Origin of the sequence: Actinophytocola sp. (assembly GCF_035712165.1) — a bacterium.
Classification (GTDB): domain Bacteria; phylum Actinomycetota; class Actinomycetes; order Mycobacteriales; family Pseudonocardiaceae; genus DASYTH01.
Map to the genome: position 1 here is coordinate 1 of NZ_DASTBH010000406.1, position 17,287 is coordinate 17,287.

The 17,287-nt window shown below is 70.6% G+C and carries 16 protein-coding genes, 1 tRNA gene and 1 pseudogene; 7 read left to right on the forward strand and 11 right to left on the reverse strand.

Annotated features, from left to right (window positions below):
* The 5 genes and pseudogenes from VFO68_RS22605 to VFO68_RS22625 form a co-directional block, all read right to left on the reverse strand.
* Positions 1-1,349 (reverse strand): annotated as a pseudogene (locus VFO68_RS22605) (hypothetical protein); the annotation flags it as partial.
* A gap of 9 nt (positions 1,350-1,358) precedes the next feature.
* The gene (gene ettA / locus VFO68_RS22610; protein ID WP_325160362.1) at positions 1,359-3,035 is read right to left on the reverse strand and encodes an energy-dependent translational throttle protein EttA; all 1,677 of its coding nucleotides are present in this window, start codon (positions 3,033-3,035) and stop codon (positions 1,359-1,361) included.
* Positions 3,036-3,148: 113 nt separating this feature from the next.
* A complete protein-coding gene (ssb, locus tag VFO68_RS22615; RefSeq protein ID WP_325160363.1) occupies positions 3,149-3,559 on the reverse strand; it encodes a single-stranded DNA-binding protein in 411 nt (136 codons plus the stop codon).
* Positions 3,560-3,731: 172 nt separating this feature from the next.
* Positions 3,732-5,738 carry a cytochrome c oxidase assembly protein gene (locus VFO68_RS22620; protein ID WP_414635552.1) on the reverse strand — a complete coding sequence of 669 codons (2,007 nt, stop codon included), beginning with the start codon at positions 5,736-5,738 and terminating at the stop codon, positions 3,732-3,734.
* A gap of 9 nt (positions 5,739-5,747) precedes the next feature.
* On the reverse strand, positions 5,748-6,980 hold the full coding sequence (locus VFO68_RS22625) for an MFS transporter (RefSeq protein ID WP_325160364.1): 1,233 nt from the start codon (positions 6,978-6,980) through the stop codon (positions 5,748-5,750).
* A gap of 90 nt (positions 6,981-7,070) precedes the next feature.
* On the opposite strand from VFO68_RS22625, the gene VFO68_RS22630 reads away from it, so the two are divergent.
* The gene (locus VFO68_RS22630; RefSeq protein WP_325160365.1) at positions 7,071-8,150 is read left to right on the forward strand and encodes a LacI family DNA-binding transcriptional regulator; all 1,080 of its coding nucleotides are present in this window, start codon (positions 7,071-7,073) and stop codon (positions 8,148-8,150) included.
* A gap of 92 nt (positions 8,151-8,242) precedes the next feature.
* Positions 8,243-8,318, forward strand: a tRNA-Arg gene (locus VFO68_RS22635).
* Positions 8,319-8,383: 65 nt separating this feature from the next.
* On the opposite strand, the gene VFO68_RS22640 is transcribed toward VFO68_RS22635, so the two are convergent.
* The 5 genes from VFO68_RS22640 to VFO68_RS22660 all read right to left on the reverse strand — a co-directional run bounded on the left by VFO68_RS22640 (position 8,384) and on the right by VFO68_RS22660 (position 11,599).
* Positions 8,384-8,623, reverse strand: a complete 240-nt coding sequence (locus tag VFO68_RS22640) for a hypothetical protein (protein ID WP_325160366.1) — start codon at positions 8,621-8,623, stop codon at positions 8,384-8,386.
* A gap of 123 nt (positions 8,624-8,746) precedes the next feature.
* Positions 8,747-9,925 carry a sugar ABC transporter substrate-binding protein gene (locus VFO68_RS22645; RefSeq protein WP_325160367.1) on the reverse strand — a complete coding sequence of 393 codons (1,179 nt, stop codon included), beginning with the start codon at positions 9,923-9,925 and terminating at the stop codon, positions 8,747-8,749.
* Positions 9,926-9,958: 33 nt separating this feature from the next.
* Complete coding sequence (locus tag VFO68_RS22650; RefSeq protein WP_325160368.1) at positions 9,959-10,381, reverse strand: HAAS signaling domain-containing protein; 423 nt, start codon at positions 10,379-10,381, stop codon at positions 9,959-9,961.
* Entirely contained in the window at positions 10,378-10,719 is a 342-nt protein-coding gene (locus VFO68_RS22655; protein WP_325160369.1) for a PadR family transcriptional regulator, read from the reverse strand. The genes VFO68_RS22650 and VFO68_RS22655 overlap by 4 nt, the downstream gene beginning before the upstream one ends.
* A 34-nt stretch (positions 10,720-10,753) precedes the next feature.
* Complete coding sequence (locus tag VFO68_RS22660; protein WP_325160370.1) at positions 10,754-11,599, reverse strand: alpha/beta hydrolase; 846 nt, start codon at positions 11,597-11,599, stop codon at positions 10,754-10,756.
* Between the two features lie 233 nt (positions 11,600-11,832).
* Between VFO68_RS22660 and VFO68_RS22665 the strand changes: the two genes are divergently transcribed.
* From VFO68_RS22665 to VFO68_RS22685, 5 genes are all read left to right on the forward strand, one after another.
* Positions 11,833-12,042 carry a DUF397 domain-containing protein gene (locus VFO68_RS22665; RefSeq protein ID WP_325160371.1) on the forward strand — a complete coding sequence of 70 codons (210 nt, stop codon included), beginning with the start codon at positions 11,833-11,835 and terminating at the stop codon, positions 12,040-12,042.
* A gap of 36 nt (positions 12,043-12,078) precedes the next feature.
* The gene (locus VFO68_RS22670) at positions 12,079-13,002 is read left to right on the forward strand and encodes a helix-turn-helix transcriptional regulator (RefSeq protein WP_325160372.1); all 924 of its coding nucleotides are present in this window, start codon (positions 12,079-12,081) and stop codon (positions 13,000-13,002) included.
* 124 nt (positions 13,003-13,126) lie between these two features.
* Positions 13,127-13,945, forward strand: a complete 819-nt coding sequence (locus VFO68_RS22675; RefSeq protein WP_325160373.1) for an SAM-dependent methyltransferase — start codon at positions 13,127-13,129, stop codon at positions 13,943-13,945.
* 133 nt (positions 13,946-14,078) lie between these two features.
* Positions 14,079-15,356 carry a choice-of-anchor B family protein gene (locus tag VFO68_RS22680; RefSeq protein ID WP_325160374.1) on the forward strand — a complete coding sequence of 426 codons (1,278 nt, stop codon included), beginning with the start codon at positions 14,079-14,081 and terminating at the stop codon, positions 15,354-15,356.
* A 22-nt stretch (positions 15,357-15,378) separates the two neighbouring features.
* On the forward strand, positions 15,379-16,317 hold the full coding sequence (locus VFO68_RS22685) for a hypothetical protein (protein ID WP_325160375.1): 939 nt from the start codon (positions 15,379-15,381) through the stop codon (positions 16,315-16,317).
* Between the two features lie 6 nt (positions 16,318-16,323).
* On the opposite strand, the gene VFO68_RS22690 is transcribed toward VFO68_RS22685, so the two are convergent.
* The coding region (locus VFO68_RS22690) for a hypothetical protein (protein ID WP_325160376.1) at positions 16,324-17,287 on the reverse strand (964 nt) is incomplete at its 5' end.

The following is a 17,287-nucleotide window of genomic DNA, read 5'->3' on the forward strand; positions in this document are numbered from 1 at the left end:
GGGACGTCCGCCGCGGGCACGGCGCCGTTGCCGGCGGGCTTCGACCCGCCGGCCAGATCGAGCCGGACCACGGTCAGCGCGACCGGCAGGTCGGCCTCGTCCACCACCGGCTCGGGCGGCGCTGGGACGTGCTCACGGACCGGCGCCGCGGGCGCCGGAAACGGCTCCGGACCCGCGAGCAGTGCCTGCGCGGGCGGCGGCGCGACCGGCTGGGTCACCGGTGCGGCGACCGCACGCCGGACCACGCCGCGCAGTAACAGGGTCACCGCGTCCGGGCCCGGCTCGGTCAGCCCGAACTCGAGCACCAGCCGCCGCCTGGCCACCTCGACCGACCGGCGGTGCCGCTGCTCGGCCGCGTGCGCGCCGCGCAGCCCGTGCAGTGCCTCGGCCGGTCGCGCGGCCCGCTCATCGAGGTCGGCGCGCAGGCTCAGGGCATCCGCCAGCAGCCAGTCCAGCGTGTGCCGCTCGGCCAGCGACAGCACGTAGTCCAGCAGCCCGCGGGCGGCGTCGACCCGGCCCGCCGGCACCATCACCCGGGTCGCGACCGCGAGCAGGGTCCGGCCGACCGCCGGTGCGCCTGCCGCCCGGACCGGCCGGGCGAACAGCGGACCGGCCTGGTGCTCGGCCTCGCCCGGCTGGTCGTCGTCCAGCAGGGCGAGCACGAGCTCCAGGATGAGCCGGGCCCAGACCCGGCCGCCCTCGATCTGCCCGTCCCGGAGCCGGACCAGCAACCCCAGGCCTTCCCGGGCCGACTCGATGGCGTCCTCGGTCTCGCCGTGCCGCCGGTGGTAGGCCGCGGTCCGGGCGGCCAGCAGCCCACGCTCCAGCAGCCGGGCATCCGGGCTCAACCGGTCGTCGGCGGCCAGCAACCGGTCGGCCTCGGCCAGCAGGTCCTCCAGGTCGTCCCGGCGGCCGACATGCACGGTGCAGCCCGCCAGCTGCCAGATCGCGCCCGCCCGGGTCGCCGGGCGGGCACCCGGGGTGTCCAGCACCGGGCCCAGAATCGTGCAGCCCAGCAGCGGCTCCCCCAGCTCCCGCGCGCACTCGGCGAGATCCAGCCGGGCCAGCGCGGCGACCTCGGTCAGCCCGGCCGGCTCGGCGCCGTGCAGGGCGGCCAGCGCCGGCTCGACCGCGTCGGCACAGCGGCCCAGCCGGACGAGCGTGGTGGCGGCCAACCCGTGGGCGCGAACCAGCTCCGGCGCACCGGCCGCTGGTCCGCGGGCGATGGCCCGGCGGGCGAACTGCACCGCCAGTTCGGGCGCGCTCCACTGCAACCGGTCGGACAGCTCGACGAGTGCGTCGTACCCGGCGGGCTCCTCGATCGGGGGCAGGTCGTTGGCGGCGACCACCGTTGCCGCCTAGTCCCTGGTCAGCTTGCGGTAGGTGACCCGGTGCGGACGGGCTGCCTCCTCACCCAGCCGTTCGACCTTGTTCCGCTCGTAGCCCTCGAAGTTGCCCTCGAACCAGAACCACTTCGCGGGATTCTCGCCATCGCCCTCCCAGGCCAGGATGTGCGTCGCCACCCGGTCCAGGAACCACCGGTCGTGGGAGATCACCACCGCGCAGCCGGGGAACTGTTCCAGCGCGTTCTCCAGTGAGCCAAGGGTTTCCACGTCGAGGTCGTTGGTCGGCTCGTCCAGCAGGATCAGGTTGCCGCCGAGCTTGAGGGTCAGCGCCAGGTTGAGCCGGTTGCGCTCGCCGCCGGACAGCACGCCGGCCGGCTTCTGCTGGTCGGGTCCCTTGAACCCGAACGCGCTCACGTACGCCCGGGACGGCATCTCGACCTGGCCGACGTGGATGTAGTCCAACCCGCCGGACACCACCTCCCAGACGTTCTTCTTCGGGTCGATGCCGGCGCGTTCCTGGTCGACGTAGGAGAGCTTGACCGTCTCGCCGACCTTCACCTCGCCGGCGTCCGGCGCCTCGAGCCCGACGATCGTCTTGAACAGGGTCGTCTTGCCCACCCCGTTCGGACCGATCACGCCGATGATGCCGTTGCGCGGCAGGTCGAAGGACAGCCCGTCGATCAGCACCCGGTCGCCGAACCCCTTGCGCAGCTTGTCCACCTCGACCACGACGTTGCCCAGCCGCGGGCCCGGCGGAATCTGGATCTCCTCGAAGTCGAGCTTCCTGGTCCGCTCGGCCTCGGCCGCCATCTCCTCGTAGCGCTCCAGCCGGGCCCGGGACTTGGTCTGCCGGGCCTTGGCGTTGGAGCGCACCCAGGCCAGCTCGTCCTTGAGCCGTCGCTGCAGCTTCTGGTCCTTCTTGCCCTGCACCTCCAGCCGCTCGGCCTTCTTCTCCAGGTAGGTGGAGTAGTTGCCCTCGTAGGGATAGGCCCGGCCACGGTCCAGCTCGAGGATCCACTCCGCCAGGTTGTCCAGGAAGTACCGGTCGTGGGTCACGGCCAGCACGGCGCCCTGGTACTGGGCCAGATGCTGTTCCAGCCACAGCACGCTCTCCGCGTCCAGGTGGTTGGTGGGCTCGTCCAGCAGCAACAGGTCCGGCTTGGCCAGCAACAGCTTGCACAGCGCGACCCGGCGGCGCTCGCCACCGGAGAGCACGTTGACGTCGGCGTCCGGCGGCGGGCAGCGCAGCGCGTCCATCGCCTGCTCGAGCTGCGAGTCCAGGTCCCAGGCGTCGGCGTGGTCCAACGCCTCCTGAAGCTTGCCCATCTCCTCCATCAGCTCGTCGGAGTAGTCCGTGGCCATCTGCTCGGCGATCTCGTTGAACCGGTCGAGCTTTCCCTTGATCTCGCCGACGCCCTCCTCCACGTTGCCGAGAACGGTCTTGTCCTCGTTGAGCTTCGGCTCCTGGTCGAGGATCCCGACGCTGTATCCCGGGGAGAGCATCGCGTCGCCGTTGTTCGGCTGGTCCAGCCCCGCCATGATCCGCAGCACGCTCGACTTTCCGGCGCCGTTGGGACCCACTACCCCGATCTTGGCCCCCGGGTAGAAGGAGATGCTGACGTCATCCAGGATGACCTTGTCCCCATGCGCCTTGCGCACTTTCCTCATGGTGTAGATGAACTCCGCCATGGCCGCGATCGTAGAGCGCTGCCGGTGGAGAGCTGAGCGCGGACCGCAACATGGGCCGGGCCGAACCGCCGGCTGGTGCCGTCAGGGCAGAACGTGCCCCCGTTCAGCGCACGTCAGGCCGCCGCGACACCGCTGGGGGCCAGTCGCTCACCGTCCGTACCGTCCCGCGCCGGCCGTTGCAGCATCGCCGTGCACGCCGACAGGTTCGGCCCGATCGCCTTGGCCTCCAGTTCCAGCGTCGTCCTGGACTCGCCGTTGACCTGGTACTCGTTGAGGTGCAGGCGCCCGGTGACGACCACCGGATCGCCCTTGAACACCGAGACCGCCACGTTCTCACCGAGCCGGCGCCAGCAGGTGACGTTGACGAACAGCTTGTCGCCGTCGCGCCACTGCTGCTCGTCCCGGTCGTAGCGGCGTTCGGTCGACACCATGCGAAAGCCGCACACCTTGTCACCTGTCGAGGTGGTGCGCTGGGTCACATCGGTGATCACCCGGCCGACCACGGTCAGGTAGGTCTCGAACATCGTCGTTCCCTTCGGTTCGGGCCGGCGCGGGGTGCGCCGCCTGCGGGAACAACACTGCCGGGACGGGGCGGACCCGGGCAGCCGCACGGGAGCCGCTGTGGGCAAACCGGCGCACCTGTGGACAAACCGGCTGGGAACGATCGTGAAATAGGAGAACCGTCGGTGGTGCGTGCTAGCGTCCCTCGCCCTCGGCGAGCTTGCGCAACATCGCGTTGTAGGCCGCGCGGTCGGCGTCGCCGTCGGCGTCGGCCCGCCGGTCGGACCGTTTGGCCTCCCGGTCGTCCGCCCGGGCCCACTGCACCAGCAGGGCGATCAGCACGATCAGCAGCGGTAGTTCCCCCATCGCCCAGGCGATGCCGCCGCCCAGCCGCTGGTCGGCCAGCAGATCGGCGGCCCAGGGCAGCGCGAGGCCCTGGTAGAACCGCTCCCCGATGACGGTCTGGGTACTCATCAGGATCACGCCGAAGAACGCGTGGAACGGCAGCGAGGCGAACACCATGCCCAGCCGGGCCAGGTACGGCAGCCGCCGGGGCGCCGGGTCGATCCCGATCACCGGCCAGTAGAAGAGGTAGCCGACCACCAGGAAGTGCAGGCTCATCGCCAGGTGCGCCCAGTGCAGTTCCAACGCGGCGTCGAACAGCCCGGACAGGTACAGCACGTAGAACGACCCGACGAACAGCACCAGCGCCACCACGGGGTGGGTGAGCACCCGGGCCACCGGCGAGTGCACCGCGGCCAGCAGCCACTCCCGCGGCCCCGGCGGCGCGTCCTTGCCGGCCGCGGGCAGCGCGCGCAGGGCCAGCGTCACCGGCCCGCCGAGCACCAGCAGCACCGGGGCCAGCATGGACAGCATCATGTGGGTCTGCATGTGCACGCTGAACATGGCCGGCGCGTAGCGACCGAACCCGGAACTGGTCGCGATCACCACGACCGCGCAGCCGCCCAGCCAGGCCAGCGTCCGGCCCACCGGCCAGGCGTCGCCCCGGGCCCGCAGCCGGCGCACCCCGGCCAGGTACAGGGCCAGCAGCACGCCCGCGCCCAGCCCGAAGATCAGGTCGGGGCGCCAGTCCAACAACAGCCGGGCCAGGGTCGGCGGCCCGTCGAGCGCGTAGCCGATCCGCAGCGCCACCGGGTCCGGTTCGGCGAGCACCGGCGGCGGCGGGGTTCTGGCCAGTGCGGAGGCCAGGCCCAGGGTGGCGAACATGATCAGCACTTCCATGCCGGCCAGCCGGAACAGCGGCGCACCCGTCCCGCCGGTCATCGCCTCGCGCACCCCGCGTTCCCGCTGCACGTAGCCGATGCAGCCGAGCAGGATCAGCGCACCGGTCTTGGCCAGCACCAGCACCCCGTAGTTCGTGGTGAACAGATCCGGCAGCGGCACCCGGATCAGCGCGTTGATGGTGCCCGAGAACGCCATGACGACCCAACAGACCAGCGCGACCTTGGAGAACCGGGACGCGGCCAGCCCGAGGTGCTCGCGGTCCCTGCGGGCGTGCACCAGCAGCGCCACCAGGCCGCCCACCCAGAGCGAGACCGCCACCAGGTGCAGCAGCAGGCTGTTGCTGGCTAAGTCGTGCTGGCGGCTGGACGAGTGCCCGGTCACCGCGACCGGCACGATGCCCAGGATGGCCAGCGGGAACAGCGCGGCGGTCCAGCCCCAGGACAGCACCAGCCGGGCGGCGACCGCGATCAGCGCCGCGACCGCGGCGGTGACCAGCCAGGCCTTCGCCTCGGGCAGCACGCTGACCAGGTCGATCAGGGTCCGGCCGTCGAGCACCACCGAGACCGGCTTGCCCACCGCGGTCGCCACCGCGAACGGCACGGACAGCAGTGCCGCGCCGAACCACAGCGCCGCCGACCAACTGGCCATGCGCAGGGCCGCGTAGCCGGCGGCCGAGAGCACCCCGGAACGCTGTGGCGGAACCAGGAAGCCGGCGAACAGCAGCGAGCCCACCGTGAGCACGCACCCGATCTCGCCGGCCACCCGGACCACGATCGGTCCGTAGGCGTTGACCAGGTTCGGGTCGAGCGGACCGGCGGTCAGCGTGAGCAGCGCCGCGGCGAACAGCGCGGCGAACAGACCGCCGACCACCAGCAGGGGGATCACTCCGCTGCTGGTCGACTCCCGGGGCGGACGGGTGGGCTCAGTCGCCGTGTCCAGCGAACTGTCGAGAGGCACATCCCGAGCCTAATGCCGGGCCGGCACCGTGGACCGGCTACTAGGTACGGTCCCGGCGGAGGCTCGATCAGGGTCCGATTCGCGGCGGCGCGCCCAGGCGGCGGCCAGCGCGGCCGGAGCCATCAGCGCGGCGATCACGCCGGCCACCCCGAGGGCCACGGCCAGGTTGCTGACCTGCGCGATGGCGCCGATCAGCGGCGGTCCGAGCATGAAGCCGCTGTAGGCGATGGCGGTCACGAACGCCAGTTCCCGCTCGCCGCCGGAGCCGTCCGCACGCCGGCCGACCGAGCCGGCCAGGCCGAGGGCGACCGGGAAGGCGTAGGCCAGGCCGGCGCCGGCCAGGCCGAAGCCCAGGTAGCTGGCCCAGGCCGCGGGCACACTCACCGCGATCAGCAGGCCGCCGCCCGCGGTGAGAGCGCCGGCGACCAGCAGCCGGTCCGGCCCGAAGCGGCGTTCGGCCCGCTCGCCGAGCAGCCGGGTCACGGCCATCGCCACGGAGAACGTGGCGTAGACGATCGCGGCCGCCCCTTCGCTGATCCCCCGCTCGTCGACGGCGAACAGGGCCGACCAGTCCGCGCTGGCCCCCTCGGCGACGGCCGAGCACAGCACGACCGCGCCCAACAGCCAGAGCACCGGACGGCCGGCGAGGCTGCCCCGGCGCCGGGTCCGGCGCTGCGAGCCCCGCTTGGCCAGCACCGGCTCGTTCGGGACGCGCCGGACGACGGCGAGCGTGACCAGCATGGTCAGCGCGGCGACCAGGCTGAAGTGTTCCAGCGGCGCCCAGCCGTGGGCCGCGGCCAGCGCGGCGCCGGCGGCGCCGAACATCCCGCCGAAGCTGAACCCGGAGTGGAACACCGGCATCAGCGGCCGGCCGGTCTGCCGGACCACCGTCACCCCGGCGATGTTCATCGACACGTCCATCGTGCCGACCGACGCCCCGAGCCAGAGCAGCACCAGACCGAGTTGGACGGGGTTGGCGGTGAGCGCGAGCACCGGCAGCACCGCGATGGAGAACAGGGCCGAGCCCAGCACCACCAGGCGGGCGCCGTAGCGGGCGCACAGCCGGCCGGCCAGGGGCGCCGCCAGGATCAACCCGACGCTGCCGCCGAGCAGCGCGAGCCCGAGCGTGCCGACCTCCGCCCGCACCTGCCCGGCGAGGGCCGGGACCCGAGGCACCCAGGAGCCGAAGATGAAACCCTGCAGGACGAACACGACCAGGACCGCGGTCTTACCGGAACGCATGTGTCTCCCCCCTTTCGGCTCCCAGGATATCTGAAGCGCTTCAGGAGCCGCCACCGATATTAACCTGGGCCGGCGTCCTACGCTTGTGAGGTGCGCCCGGACAAGGGTCGTCGACCGACCCTGGACACCATCGCCCTCGAGGTCGGCGTGTCCAGGGCGACGGTGTCCAACGCCTACAACCGGCCGGACCAGCTCTCCGCCCAGCTCCGCGAGCGGATCATCGCCACGGCCAAGCGGCTCGGCTACGCCGGACCGGACCCGACCGCGCGCAGCCTCGCCACCCAGCGGACCGGCGCCGTCGCATTCCTGCTCGGCCAGGGCCTGTCCTCGGCCTTCTCCGACCCGGCCCTGTCGATCATGCTCGACTCGCTGGCCGCCACCGTGGACTCCGGGGACCGGGCGCTGCTGCTGCTGCCCGGCGTCGCCGACCTCGGCCCACGCCCGGCGAGCGTGGCCCGGGCGCAGAGCGATGTCGTGGTCGCCTACTCGCTGCCGGACGGCGCGCCCGCGCTGGACGCCGTGCGGGAACGCAAGCTGCCGCTGGTGGTGGTCGACCAGCCGGCGCTGCCCGACATCGCCCGGGTGGAGGTCGACGACGTGGCCGGCGCGGAGCTGGCCGCCCGGCACATCGGTGCGCTCGGCCACCGGCACATCGGCATCCTCGGTTTCTCGCTCAGCCCGGACACCCGGTACGGCCCGGTGGACCGGGACCGGGTCCGGACCGCCCGGTTCCGGGTGACCCGCGACCGGGTGGCCGGCTACCTCAGCGAGCTGGCCGGGTTCGGGATCGGGCCGCAGGAGGTGCCGGTCTGGGAGGCCCGCTGCGGCGACCAGCAGCTGGGCCGGGAGGGCGCCCGGTGGCTGATGAGCCGCGAGCCCCGCCCCACCGCGCTGCTGTGCATGTCCGACGAGCTGGCGCTCGGCGCGATCCGGGCGGCCGGGGAGCTGGGCCTGTCCGTTCCCGGCGACCTCTCGGTGATCGGCTTCGACGACACTCCGGGCGCGGCCTGGGCGGATCCGCCGCTCACCACGATCCGGCAGGATCTCGTCGAGAAGGGCCGCCGGACCGGCGAACTGGCCCTGCGCCTGCTCGACGGCGCCAGACCGGGGCCGCCCTCGACCATCCCCGTCGAACTCGTCGTCCGAGGGTCCACCGCACCCCCGAGCTGACCACCTGGACTTTTCACTCTCCCGAGGCGATAACGACCGGCAGGTCCAGAGCGATCAGTCCCATCGGAGCGGCTAACCTCCCGCTCCAGCATGCCCTCGTAGCTCAGCGGATAGAGCAAAGGACTTCTAATCCTTGGGTCGGAGGTTCGAGTCCTCCCGGGGGCGCCACCAGGTCGATCGATGGCGTTGGTCGGGCGCAACGCTGGCTGAGGGCGGTCCTCGACCGTGCGGGATCACGCGGCGGCCGCGAGGGCGCGGCCGTGGGCGGTCAGACGGGCCGGTTGTGGGCCGGGTCCGGGTGGGGCGATCAGGCCCTCGCGGGTCAGCCGGGCGCCGGCGAACTGGTCGCAGCAGCCGACGCCGTCGATGAGCAGTGCGGTGCAGGCCCCGCCGGAGATCTGGCAGCGCCCGGCGGCGACGGCCCGCAGGATGGCGCGGTCGCGGTGACTGAGCTGGGTGATGGTGGCCGACATGACGTCCTCCTTGTCGTCGCTCTCTACCTGGACGACGAAGCGGAAGCCGGCCAATCGACAGCTCGGCGCGGGACGGGTGGTCTGCACCGGTCAAGCCAACCCGGGCCCGAGTATGAGAGACACCTAGTCGCCGGTGTAGATCTCCGGCCGCAGGCTGTGGCGTTTGGTCACCTTGTCGCCGCCCAGCATCTTCTCCAGGAGATCGACCGCGATTTCGGCCGCCCGATAGGGATCCTGCACGACCGTTGCCCGGAATGGACTGTTGCCCGTGTCGATGAGGGCCCGCGCCTCCGGTGAACCGTTGACGCCGACCACGGGGATCTTGGCGGCGTCGGCGGAACCGGTCGTCAGCAGGGCGTCGACGACTCCGAGCGCCATCTCGTCGTTCGTGCAGAAGATCACGCTGGCCTGCTGGCCGGCGATCCGCAGCTGGTCGAGGTGCCGGCGGGCGATCGCCCCGGCGCGGAGCCGGGCGGCCTGCCCGTCCTCGTCGACCACGACCCGGGCCCTGGGTATCCGGGCCTTGAGCACCTCCACGAAACGTTGCTGGCGCCGACACTGCTCCCGATCCCCGATGACCAGCACGACCGGATCGGGACGGTCGGCGATCGTCAGGTGGTCGACCACCCAGTTCGCCGCCACCTCGCCGATTCCCCTGGGGTCATAACCCACGAACGCGGCATTCTCCGGATAGTCCCGTTCGTCGTCGAACGGCTCCACATCCATGAAGACGACGGGTTGTCGCACCTCTCGGCAGAAGTCGACGAGGTCGGACCGGATGAGGTTCACCTCGGCCGGTATCACGAACCCGCCCGCGTATTCGGACGGCCGCGCCTGAATGTGCCGGAGGTGGTGCACGACGCACGCTCCGACATAGTCCCGGTCCGGAATCTTCAGGACCACGTCGCGCCCGCGCCGATAGAGGGCCCGATGGATGTTGTGGACCACTTCCCCGATCCAGTGGTGCTGGCTGAAGGCCGACACCAGGAGAAATGATCTGCGGATCCCGCGCCGCCATGGCTGAACCCACGCCAGGCCCACCGAAACGAGCGCGGTCGCGGCCAGCACGACCACCGTCCAGGACGGCACCGTGCCGTTCAGCAGATCTGTCTTGAAACTGGCAACAACCAGCGCCACGCACAGGCCACTGAAAACCGATGTGGCAACGGCGAACCGGGCCGGATGCTGGTCGCGATCAAGGATCGACATTGCGCCTACCTCGTGCCCTGTGTGCCAGCGTCGCCCTCCGTCGGCGGTCGAGCCGTGCGGACCGAAAATGGGCTCCCTGACAGTTTTACCCACAGAGCACGCGGTTCCAAGGAAATGCGCGGGTCCTCAGGGTCGAGGCGGTAGGCCCGGGTCGCGCATCGCCATGGTGTAGGCGATGACCATGATGGTGACCGCGATGAGGGTGAGCGCCACCAGAATGGTGGCGGCGCCGGGCGACAGGGGGCGGGACAGCCAGCGGTTGGGTTGGGCCGGCGGCTGAGGGCGCGGCTGCGGCGGCGCGGCGGCGGGGAGACCTTCGGCCAGGCGGGCTTCGGCGGCGATGGCGGCGGGCTCGCCGAGGCGGTCGAGAATCGTGCGGATCGCGGCTTCGGTCGGCTGGTAGAGAACGGTGCGCGCGGCGGCGATGTGCTCGCGAAGATCGCCCACCAGGTCGGCGCGCTGGTCCGGGGGTAGGTCGCGGCAGGCGTAGGACACCGCGCCGAGGTAATCCTCGACGATGTGGTCCAGCCGGTCCATTGACTGGGTCATGTGTGCTCCGTCCCGACGATGTGGTCCACGGCGGCGCGGAAGGCGACCCACTCCGCCCGGAAATGGGCCAGCGCCTCCTTGCCCCGGCCGGTCAGCTCGTAGTAGCGGCGTGGCGGACCGGCCGGCGACTCCTGCCAGGTGGTGGCGACCCAGCCGACCCGGCGCAGCCGGGACAGCAGCGGGTAGATCGTGCCTTCGCTGGTGGTCAGCGCGGTCTGCGCGGCGAGTTGGTTGACCAGCTCCACGCCGTAGCGCGGCTCGGACTCCAGCAGCGCCAGGACGCAGAACTCGAGAGTTCCCCGCCGCAGCGCCGTAGCCAGGCCGGCCCAGGCTTCCATGCCGCACATACTACCTTGCGTGGCAAGCAACCGGCTAGGTCGAGTCGAGGAACTCCCGGGCGGTCGCGACGAAGGCGCCGGGGTCGTCGAGCCAGGGGTGGTGGCTGGCGGCGGGCTGGATGACGAGGGTGGCGTTGGGGACGAGTCCGGCGAACTCGGCGACCACCCCGGGCGGGGTGTTCAGGTCGACCTCGCCGGCAAGCAGGAGCACCGGAGCGGCGAGGGCGGCCAGCGCCGCGCGGGTGGCGGCCGGGGTGAACGCGCCGTCCGAGCCGAAGCCGGCCGCGGCCTCGTCGTTGCGCTGCCGGTCCGCGGCCGCGGCGTGGGCCTTGCTCGCCGCGGTCCAGGCTCCGTAGAAGAACGGGGCGAGCGCGGACCGGTCGCCGGCAGCCGGGGCGCCGGACGCGACGCGCTCGAACGCCTCGGCGGCCGCGGCGAACCACGGCTCGGCGGCGCGGGCCGCCACGACGGCGCGGCGCTGCTCGACCGAGGCGGCGATGCCGACGGCCACGGTGCTCGGGGTGATCAGCAGAAGACGATCCACGCGCCGCGGGTGACGGGTCGCGTAGAGCACGGCGAGGTTGGCACCCGCGCAGTGCGCCAGCAGGGTCAGGCGGTCCAGGCCGAGCCGCTCGCGCAGCGCCTCGACGTCGGCCACCAGCCGGTCGCACCGGTAGGACCCGGGATCGGCGGGCACCGCGGACTCGCCGGTGCCGCGCGGATCCAGCAGGACCAACTGCCGGTGCCGGGACAGCCCACCGAGGTCGCCGAGATACGCAGCGCTCATCATCGGACCGCCCGGAAGACACACCACCGGGGCGCCGGCGCCCTGGACGCGGTAGGCCAGCCTGGTGCCGTCGGCGGCGTGGAAGGTAGTCACGGCCGGCAGGATGCCCGGCCAGGTTCCAGGCACGCCAACGAATTTGCCCCGCTCCAACAGCGGCACAGACCACATCGGACTCGGAAACGGCGGTCAGCGCGCCCGGCGCCTGACCCGGATTTGTCCATTACCGGCTACGCACCGAGGGCGAATACTTACGAGGGGTTGCCAGCCGATTACGCACCGACCAAGATTATTCTCACCTGCTGCCATCGCAACGCGAGGGGATCGCTATGCAGAGCGAGGTCCGGGATCTTGAGAACACGCCTAAGTGGGTCCGGTCGAGCCGCTGCGGACCAATACAGGGCAACTGTGTCGAGGTTGGATTCGCGCCACCCGAAGTGATCGTTCGCGATTCGAAGCGGGGCGCCGCCCGATTGGTCTTCGGCCACACATCATGGATCTTTTTCTTGCACCGGTGCGCGGGACCACTAACCGGATAGCGCGATCGGCTCTACCCTGCGTGCTGATCCAACCGCTTGTCACTACCCTTGGGGGATCACGTAGCGGTCCCTGAACGAGTGAGTGGTGACAAGTCGGTGAGTAAAGCCTCGACCGAGCGCCGGCTCCTGCTTGGTCGGCTGCTGCGCACGGCCCGGCTGGACGCGCGCCTCACCCAACAGCAGGTCGCCAGCGCGCTCGACTGCCGCCAGGGGAAGATCAACAAGATCGAGAAGACGTACGTCGCGGTCAGCAAACAGGATCTGGACCGGCTGATCGAGTTGTACGGCATCGATGCGGAACTGGCCGGGGAACTGCGCGAGTTGGCGGCCCTGGACCGCACCGACGCACCGCCGCGCAACCGAGGCGCCGGGCCGTGGCGCGGCTTCGCCCACCTGATCGCCCATGAGCCGACCGCGACGGAGATCCTGTGCTGGCACAGCGAACGGATCCCCGGCCCGCTGCAGTCCCCGATGTACATGCTGCGCCAGCATCAACCGCAGGCCGCGTCCCGGCCGGAGGTCACCCAGCTGCTGCGGGAACGGGAGGCGCGCGCCCAGATTTTCACGATCGAGAATCCGCCACGCTACCGGGCCATTCTCAGTGAATCGTCGCTGCATCGCATGCCCGGCGGGCGGTCCACCGAGCTCGTCGTAGACCTGGCGGAACACCTGCTGAAGCTGACCCGGGAACACCACCAGATCGAGCTGCAGATCCTGACCTTTGACGCGAAAATCTCGTTCGTCGACAGCGACTTCCAGATCCTGCGATTCGCGGAACCGGAACAGAACTTCGCCTACATCGAGTATCCGGCCGGGTCCCGGCTGCTGGAACGCGACGAGGAGCTGCTCAGGTTCGGCGAACACTGGGATCTGCTCAACGAAGCCGCGCTCAGCAGGGCGGACAGCACCGCGTTCCTCGAAGCTCTGGCCAAAGGAGACAGGCTGCCCGGCGTTCCGTGAACGCTACCCAAAATAATCATGGGCAAGCCTGGGCCCAGCCGGTAAACTTGGCCAAACGTGTCCCCTTCGCAGAAGGGCCGGCCTCGTGCCTAACGCAGCACCGTCCGCGGTTGCCGGACGGGGCGTGAATTTGGACCTTCCCAACGTGGCGCGGGTCTACGATTTCCTGCTCGGCGGTACGGCGTACTGGTCCAGGGACCGGTCGTTCGGTCTGCGCATTCTGCACGAGTTTCCAGAATTCCGGGACATCGCGCGCGCCCATCGCGTTTTCGTCAATCGGGTGGTCCGGCAGCTGGTGCGGCTCGGTGTCCGCCAGTTCCTCGACATCGGCTCCGGCGTGCTGAGCACCGGCAACACCCACCAGATCGCTGACGAGATCGCGCCGTGCCGGGTCGTCTACGTGGACAACGAGCCGGTGACCGCCGCCCAGACCGAGTTGGCGCTCGACGACGACGGGGACCCGCGCCGGCACGCCGTCGTCGACGTCGACCTGCGCGACCCGGCCGCGGTGTGGGCCGGTGCCCTGGCCACCGGTGTTCTCGACCCACAGGAACCCGTCGCGGTGCTGATGTTCTCCGTGCTGCAGTTCTTTCCGCCGGGGCTCGACGACGAGGCGAGCCGGGCGGTGGCGCACTACCGCGAGCTCGTCCCCACCGGTTCCTATCTCGGGGTGTCCCACGTGACCGACGACGGCATCCCGGACGCCGTCACGCCCAAGCTGGCGAAGCTGAAACAGCTCTGCGAGTCCTGGTACCACACCGCCTTCCACTGCCGCTCCAGAGCGGCCATCCGGGCGCTGCTCGGTGACTTCGAACTGCTGGCGCCGGGCATGGTATGGGTCCCGCAATGGCATCCGGAGGACCACGCCGGTCCGCTGGAGGCGATCAGCTTCAGCACTCCCAACCACTCCATGGTCTGGGCGGGGGTCGGCCGCAAGCGGTAGCCCATCAACTCTTGGCATACGTCCTTGGGATGGTTTGCGTGCCGGGTTGGGCACTTAACGTGGTTGTGGGCAAGCAGCCTGTTTCGTCCTGTTTCGCCGTGTCTCCCTGCTGACGCGACGCGAGGAGTTTGATATGCGCAGCCCCAACCGGTTGATCGGCGTGGCCGCACTCGCGGTCACCGCCCTGGCGATCCTGACGGCGCCAGCATCCGCCCACGATCCCAACTCCCCGGAGGGCAAGGCCGAGGCCGCCGCCTTCGAGCGGGACCTCGAGCCGGCCTGGCGTCAGGACCCGGTGACCGGCCTGGCCCTCGTGCCCTGCACCAACGGGATGGCCGGCCAGTTCCCGTGCCGCAACGTCGATCTGCTCGCACACCTGCCGCTGAACACGATCGGCGGCGGCAACGGCAACAGCATGTGGGGCTGGACGGACAGCACGACCGGCCGGGAGTACGTCATCTTCGGCCGCAGCAACGGCGCCGCGTTCGTCGACGTGACCACCCCGACCAGCCCGCGCTACCTGGGCAACCTGCCCTCGCACAACGGCACCAGCAGTAGCTGGCGGGACATCAAGGTCTACCGCAACCACGCGTTCATCGGGGCGGACAACATCTCCAGCCACGGCATGCAGGTGTTCGACCTGACCCGGCTGCGCAACGTCACCACGCCACAGACGTTCACCGCGAACGCCCGCTACACCGGCTTCGGGAACTCGCACACGCTGTCGGTCAACGAGGCGACCGGGTTCATCTACGCGGTCGGCAGCAACACCTGCAGCGGCGGCGTGCACATGGTCAACGTGCAGAACCCGCTCCAGCCGCGCAACGCCGGCTGCGTGAGCAACGACGGCTACGTGCACGAGAACCAGTGCGTGGTCTACCAGGGGCCGGACACCACCTACCGGGGTCGGGAGATCTGCTTCAACTACAACGAGGACACGCTGACCATCGTCGACGTCACCACGAAGACCGCACCGCGTCAGCTGTCCCGCACCAGCTACACCAACGCCCGCTACACCCACCAGGGCTGGCTGACCGCCGACCACGCCCGGCTGGTGATGGACGACGAGTTGGACAGCAACCCGCGGACGCTGATCTGGAACGTGTCGGACCTGGACCGGCCGGTGCACACCGGGACCTACAACCCGACCTTCGGCGCCGCGATCGACCACAACCAGTACATCGTGGGCAACCGGGTCTACCAGGCCAACTACCGGGCCGGGTTGCGCATCCTGGATGCCAGCGGGATCGCGTCGAACCGGTTGTCCGAGATCGGGTTCTTCGACATCTACCCGGCCAACAACAACAACGGGTTCAACGGCGCGTGGAACGTGTACCCGTTCTTCCGCAGCGGAACGATCGCGATCAGCGGGATCGAACAGGGTCTCGTCCTGGTCCGGGCCACGGTGTAGTAGCGATGCGGGACCGCAATTGGTGATCCGCGACCGGGCCCGGCGGCGCGCGGAACTGCGGGCTCAGCTCGGTCATGAGCGGCCGAACAGGGCGGTGACGGTCTCGATGGCCGGCACCGCCCTGGTTCTGGTGGCCGTCATGCTGTTCGTCGTGGTCCGCTCGTGCGGCGGTCCTTCGGCGCACCAGACCCATCCGGCCGCGCCGCCCAGCACGGTCGCCGACGAGGGCCTGAACGTGGCGCACGACGGCTACCGGCTGGAGCTGCGCACCGAGCCGGCCGAGCGCGGTCCGGCGGTGCCGGTGGCGTTCCGCATTCTCGACCTGCGCGGCACCCCGCAGACCGACTACGACCTCGGCCACACCAAGCTGCTGCACTTCTACGTGCTGCGCGAGGACATGACGCAGTACCAGCATCTGCATCCGGAGCTGCGCGGGGACACCTGGCACACCACGATCTCGGTGCCCGACGGCGGGTCGTACCGGCTCTACGCGGAGTTCCTGCCGCGCGGCCGGAGCAACCCGACGCACCCGGTGGTGCTGGGCGCGCCGTTCATCATCCCGGGAGACACCGCGCTCGTCCCGCTGCCGGCGCCGGCCGGGAGCGTGCCGGCGGTCGCGAGCACGGGGGCCGGGTTGACCGTGACCCGGCCGGAGGGCGCCACGAGCGTGGCGGTGGGCAAGGTCAACGAGCTGCGGTTCCGGGTCACCGACGCCGCCGGGGCTCCGGTCGACCGGCTGGAGTCCTACCTCGGGGCGTACGCGCACCTGTCCGCGTTCAACTCGCTGAGCATGGGCCTGCTGCACCAGCACCCGCTCGATGCGGCGTACAGCGGCTTGGGCGGCGGCCCGGAGCTGCGGTTCGCCGCCCAGTTCGCCCACCGGGGTGAGCACCGGCTGTTCCTCGAGTTCAGTGTGGACGGTCAGGTGCGCCGGGCCGACTTCACGGTCTTCGTCACCTGAACCGGGTCACGCTCCGATCCGGCCGACTCCGGCGCCGGCCCGAACCTGGGCCGGCACGCCCGCGACGGGGTCGAGGGTGTAGGAGTAGGCGGTCCGGGGTTCGGTCACGGTGCCGGCGACCTCGCACGGGCCGGAGCCGGTGAACACGTTGCCGCGCTGCACCAATCGGCCGGGACCGGAGTCGGCGTAGCCGCTGGCCGAGAAGCACGGGAAGGGCACGTTCTCGAAGTAGTTGCCCTCGACCAGCACCCCGGCGTCCATTGTGGACGCGACACCGTAGAGCTCGTTGGTCCGGAAGTAGTTGTTGTACACGTGCACCGGCTCGCCGAACCGTACCCGCGGATGCCGTTGCCGGGAGCCGTCGAAGTAGTTGTGGTGGATGGTGGCCTTCAGGTGGCCGGTGTCCTCGCCGGCGTTGCCGTCGGAGTGGCCGATCAGCATGGTCTTGTCGGTCTGGTTGAACCAGTTCCAGGACACGGTCACGTACTCCGCGCCGCGCACGATGTCGATCGAACCGTCGACCGGGGCGACGAACTCGTTGTGGTCGATCCAGATGTGGTGCGAGTTCTGCCCGACGTTGACCGCGTCGTCCTCGGCGTTGGTGAACCGGAGGTTGCGCACGATCACGTTGAAGGACCGGTAGAAGTCCAGCCCGCCGCCGTTGATCACGGCCGAGGTGCCCACCCCGACGATGGTCTTGTTCGGGCGCACCCCCTGCTTGCTGGTGATGTCGATCGTTCCGGACACCCGGATCACCAGGGGCCCGATCGTGTCGACGTAGTCGAGGAACTGCTCGGACGTCGTGGCGGTGACCACCGGCCCGCCGGCACCGCCGGTGGTGCCGTTCTGGCCGAGGGCGTTGACGCTCGCCCAGCCCACCGGCGCGCCACCGGGTGGCGGCGGCTGAGTGCCGGTTGTGGTTGTGGTCGTCGTTGTGGTTGTGGTCGTCGTTGTGGTTGTGGTCGTGGTC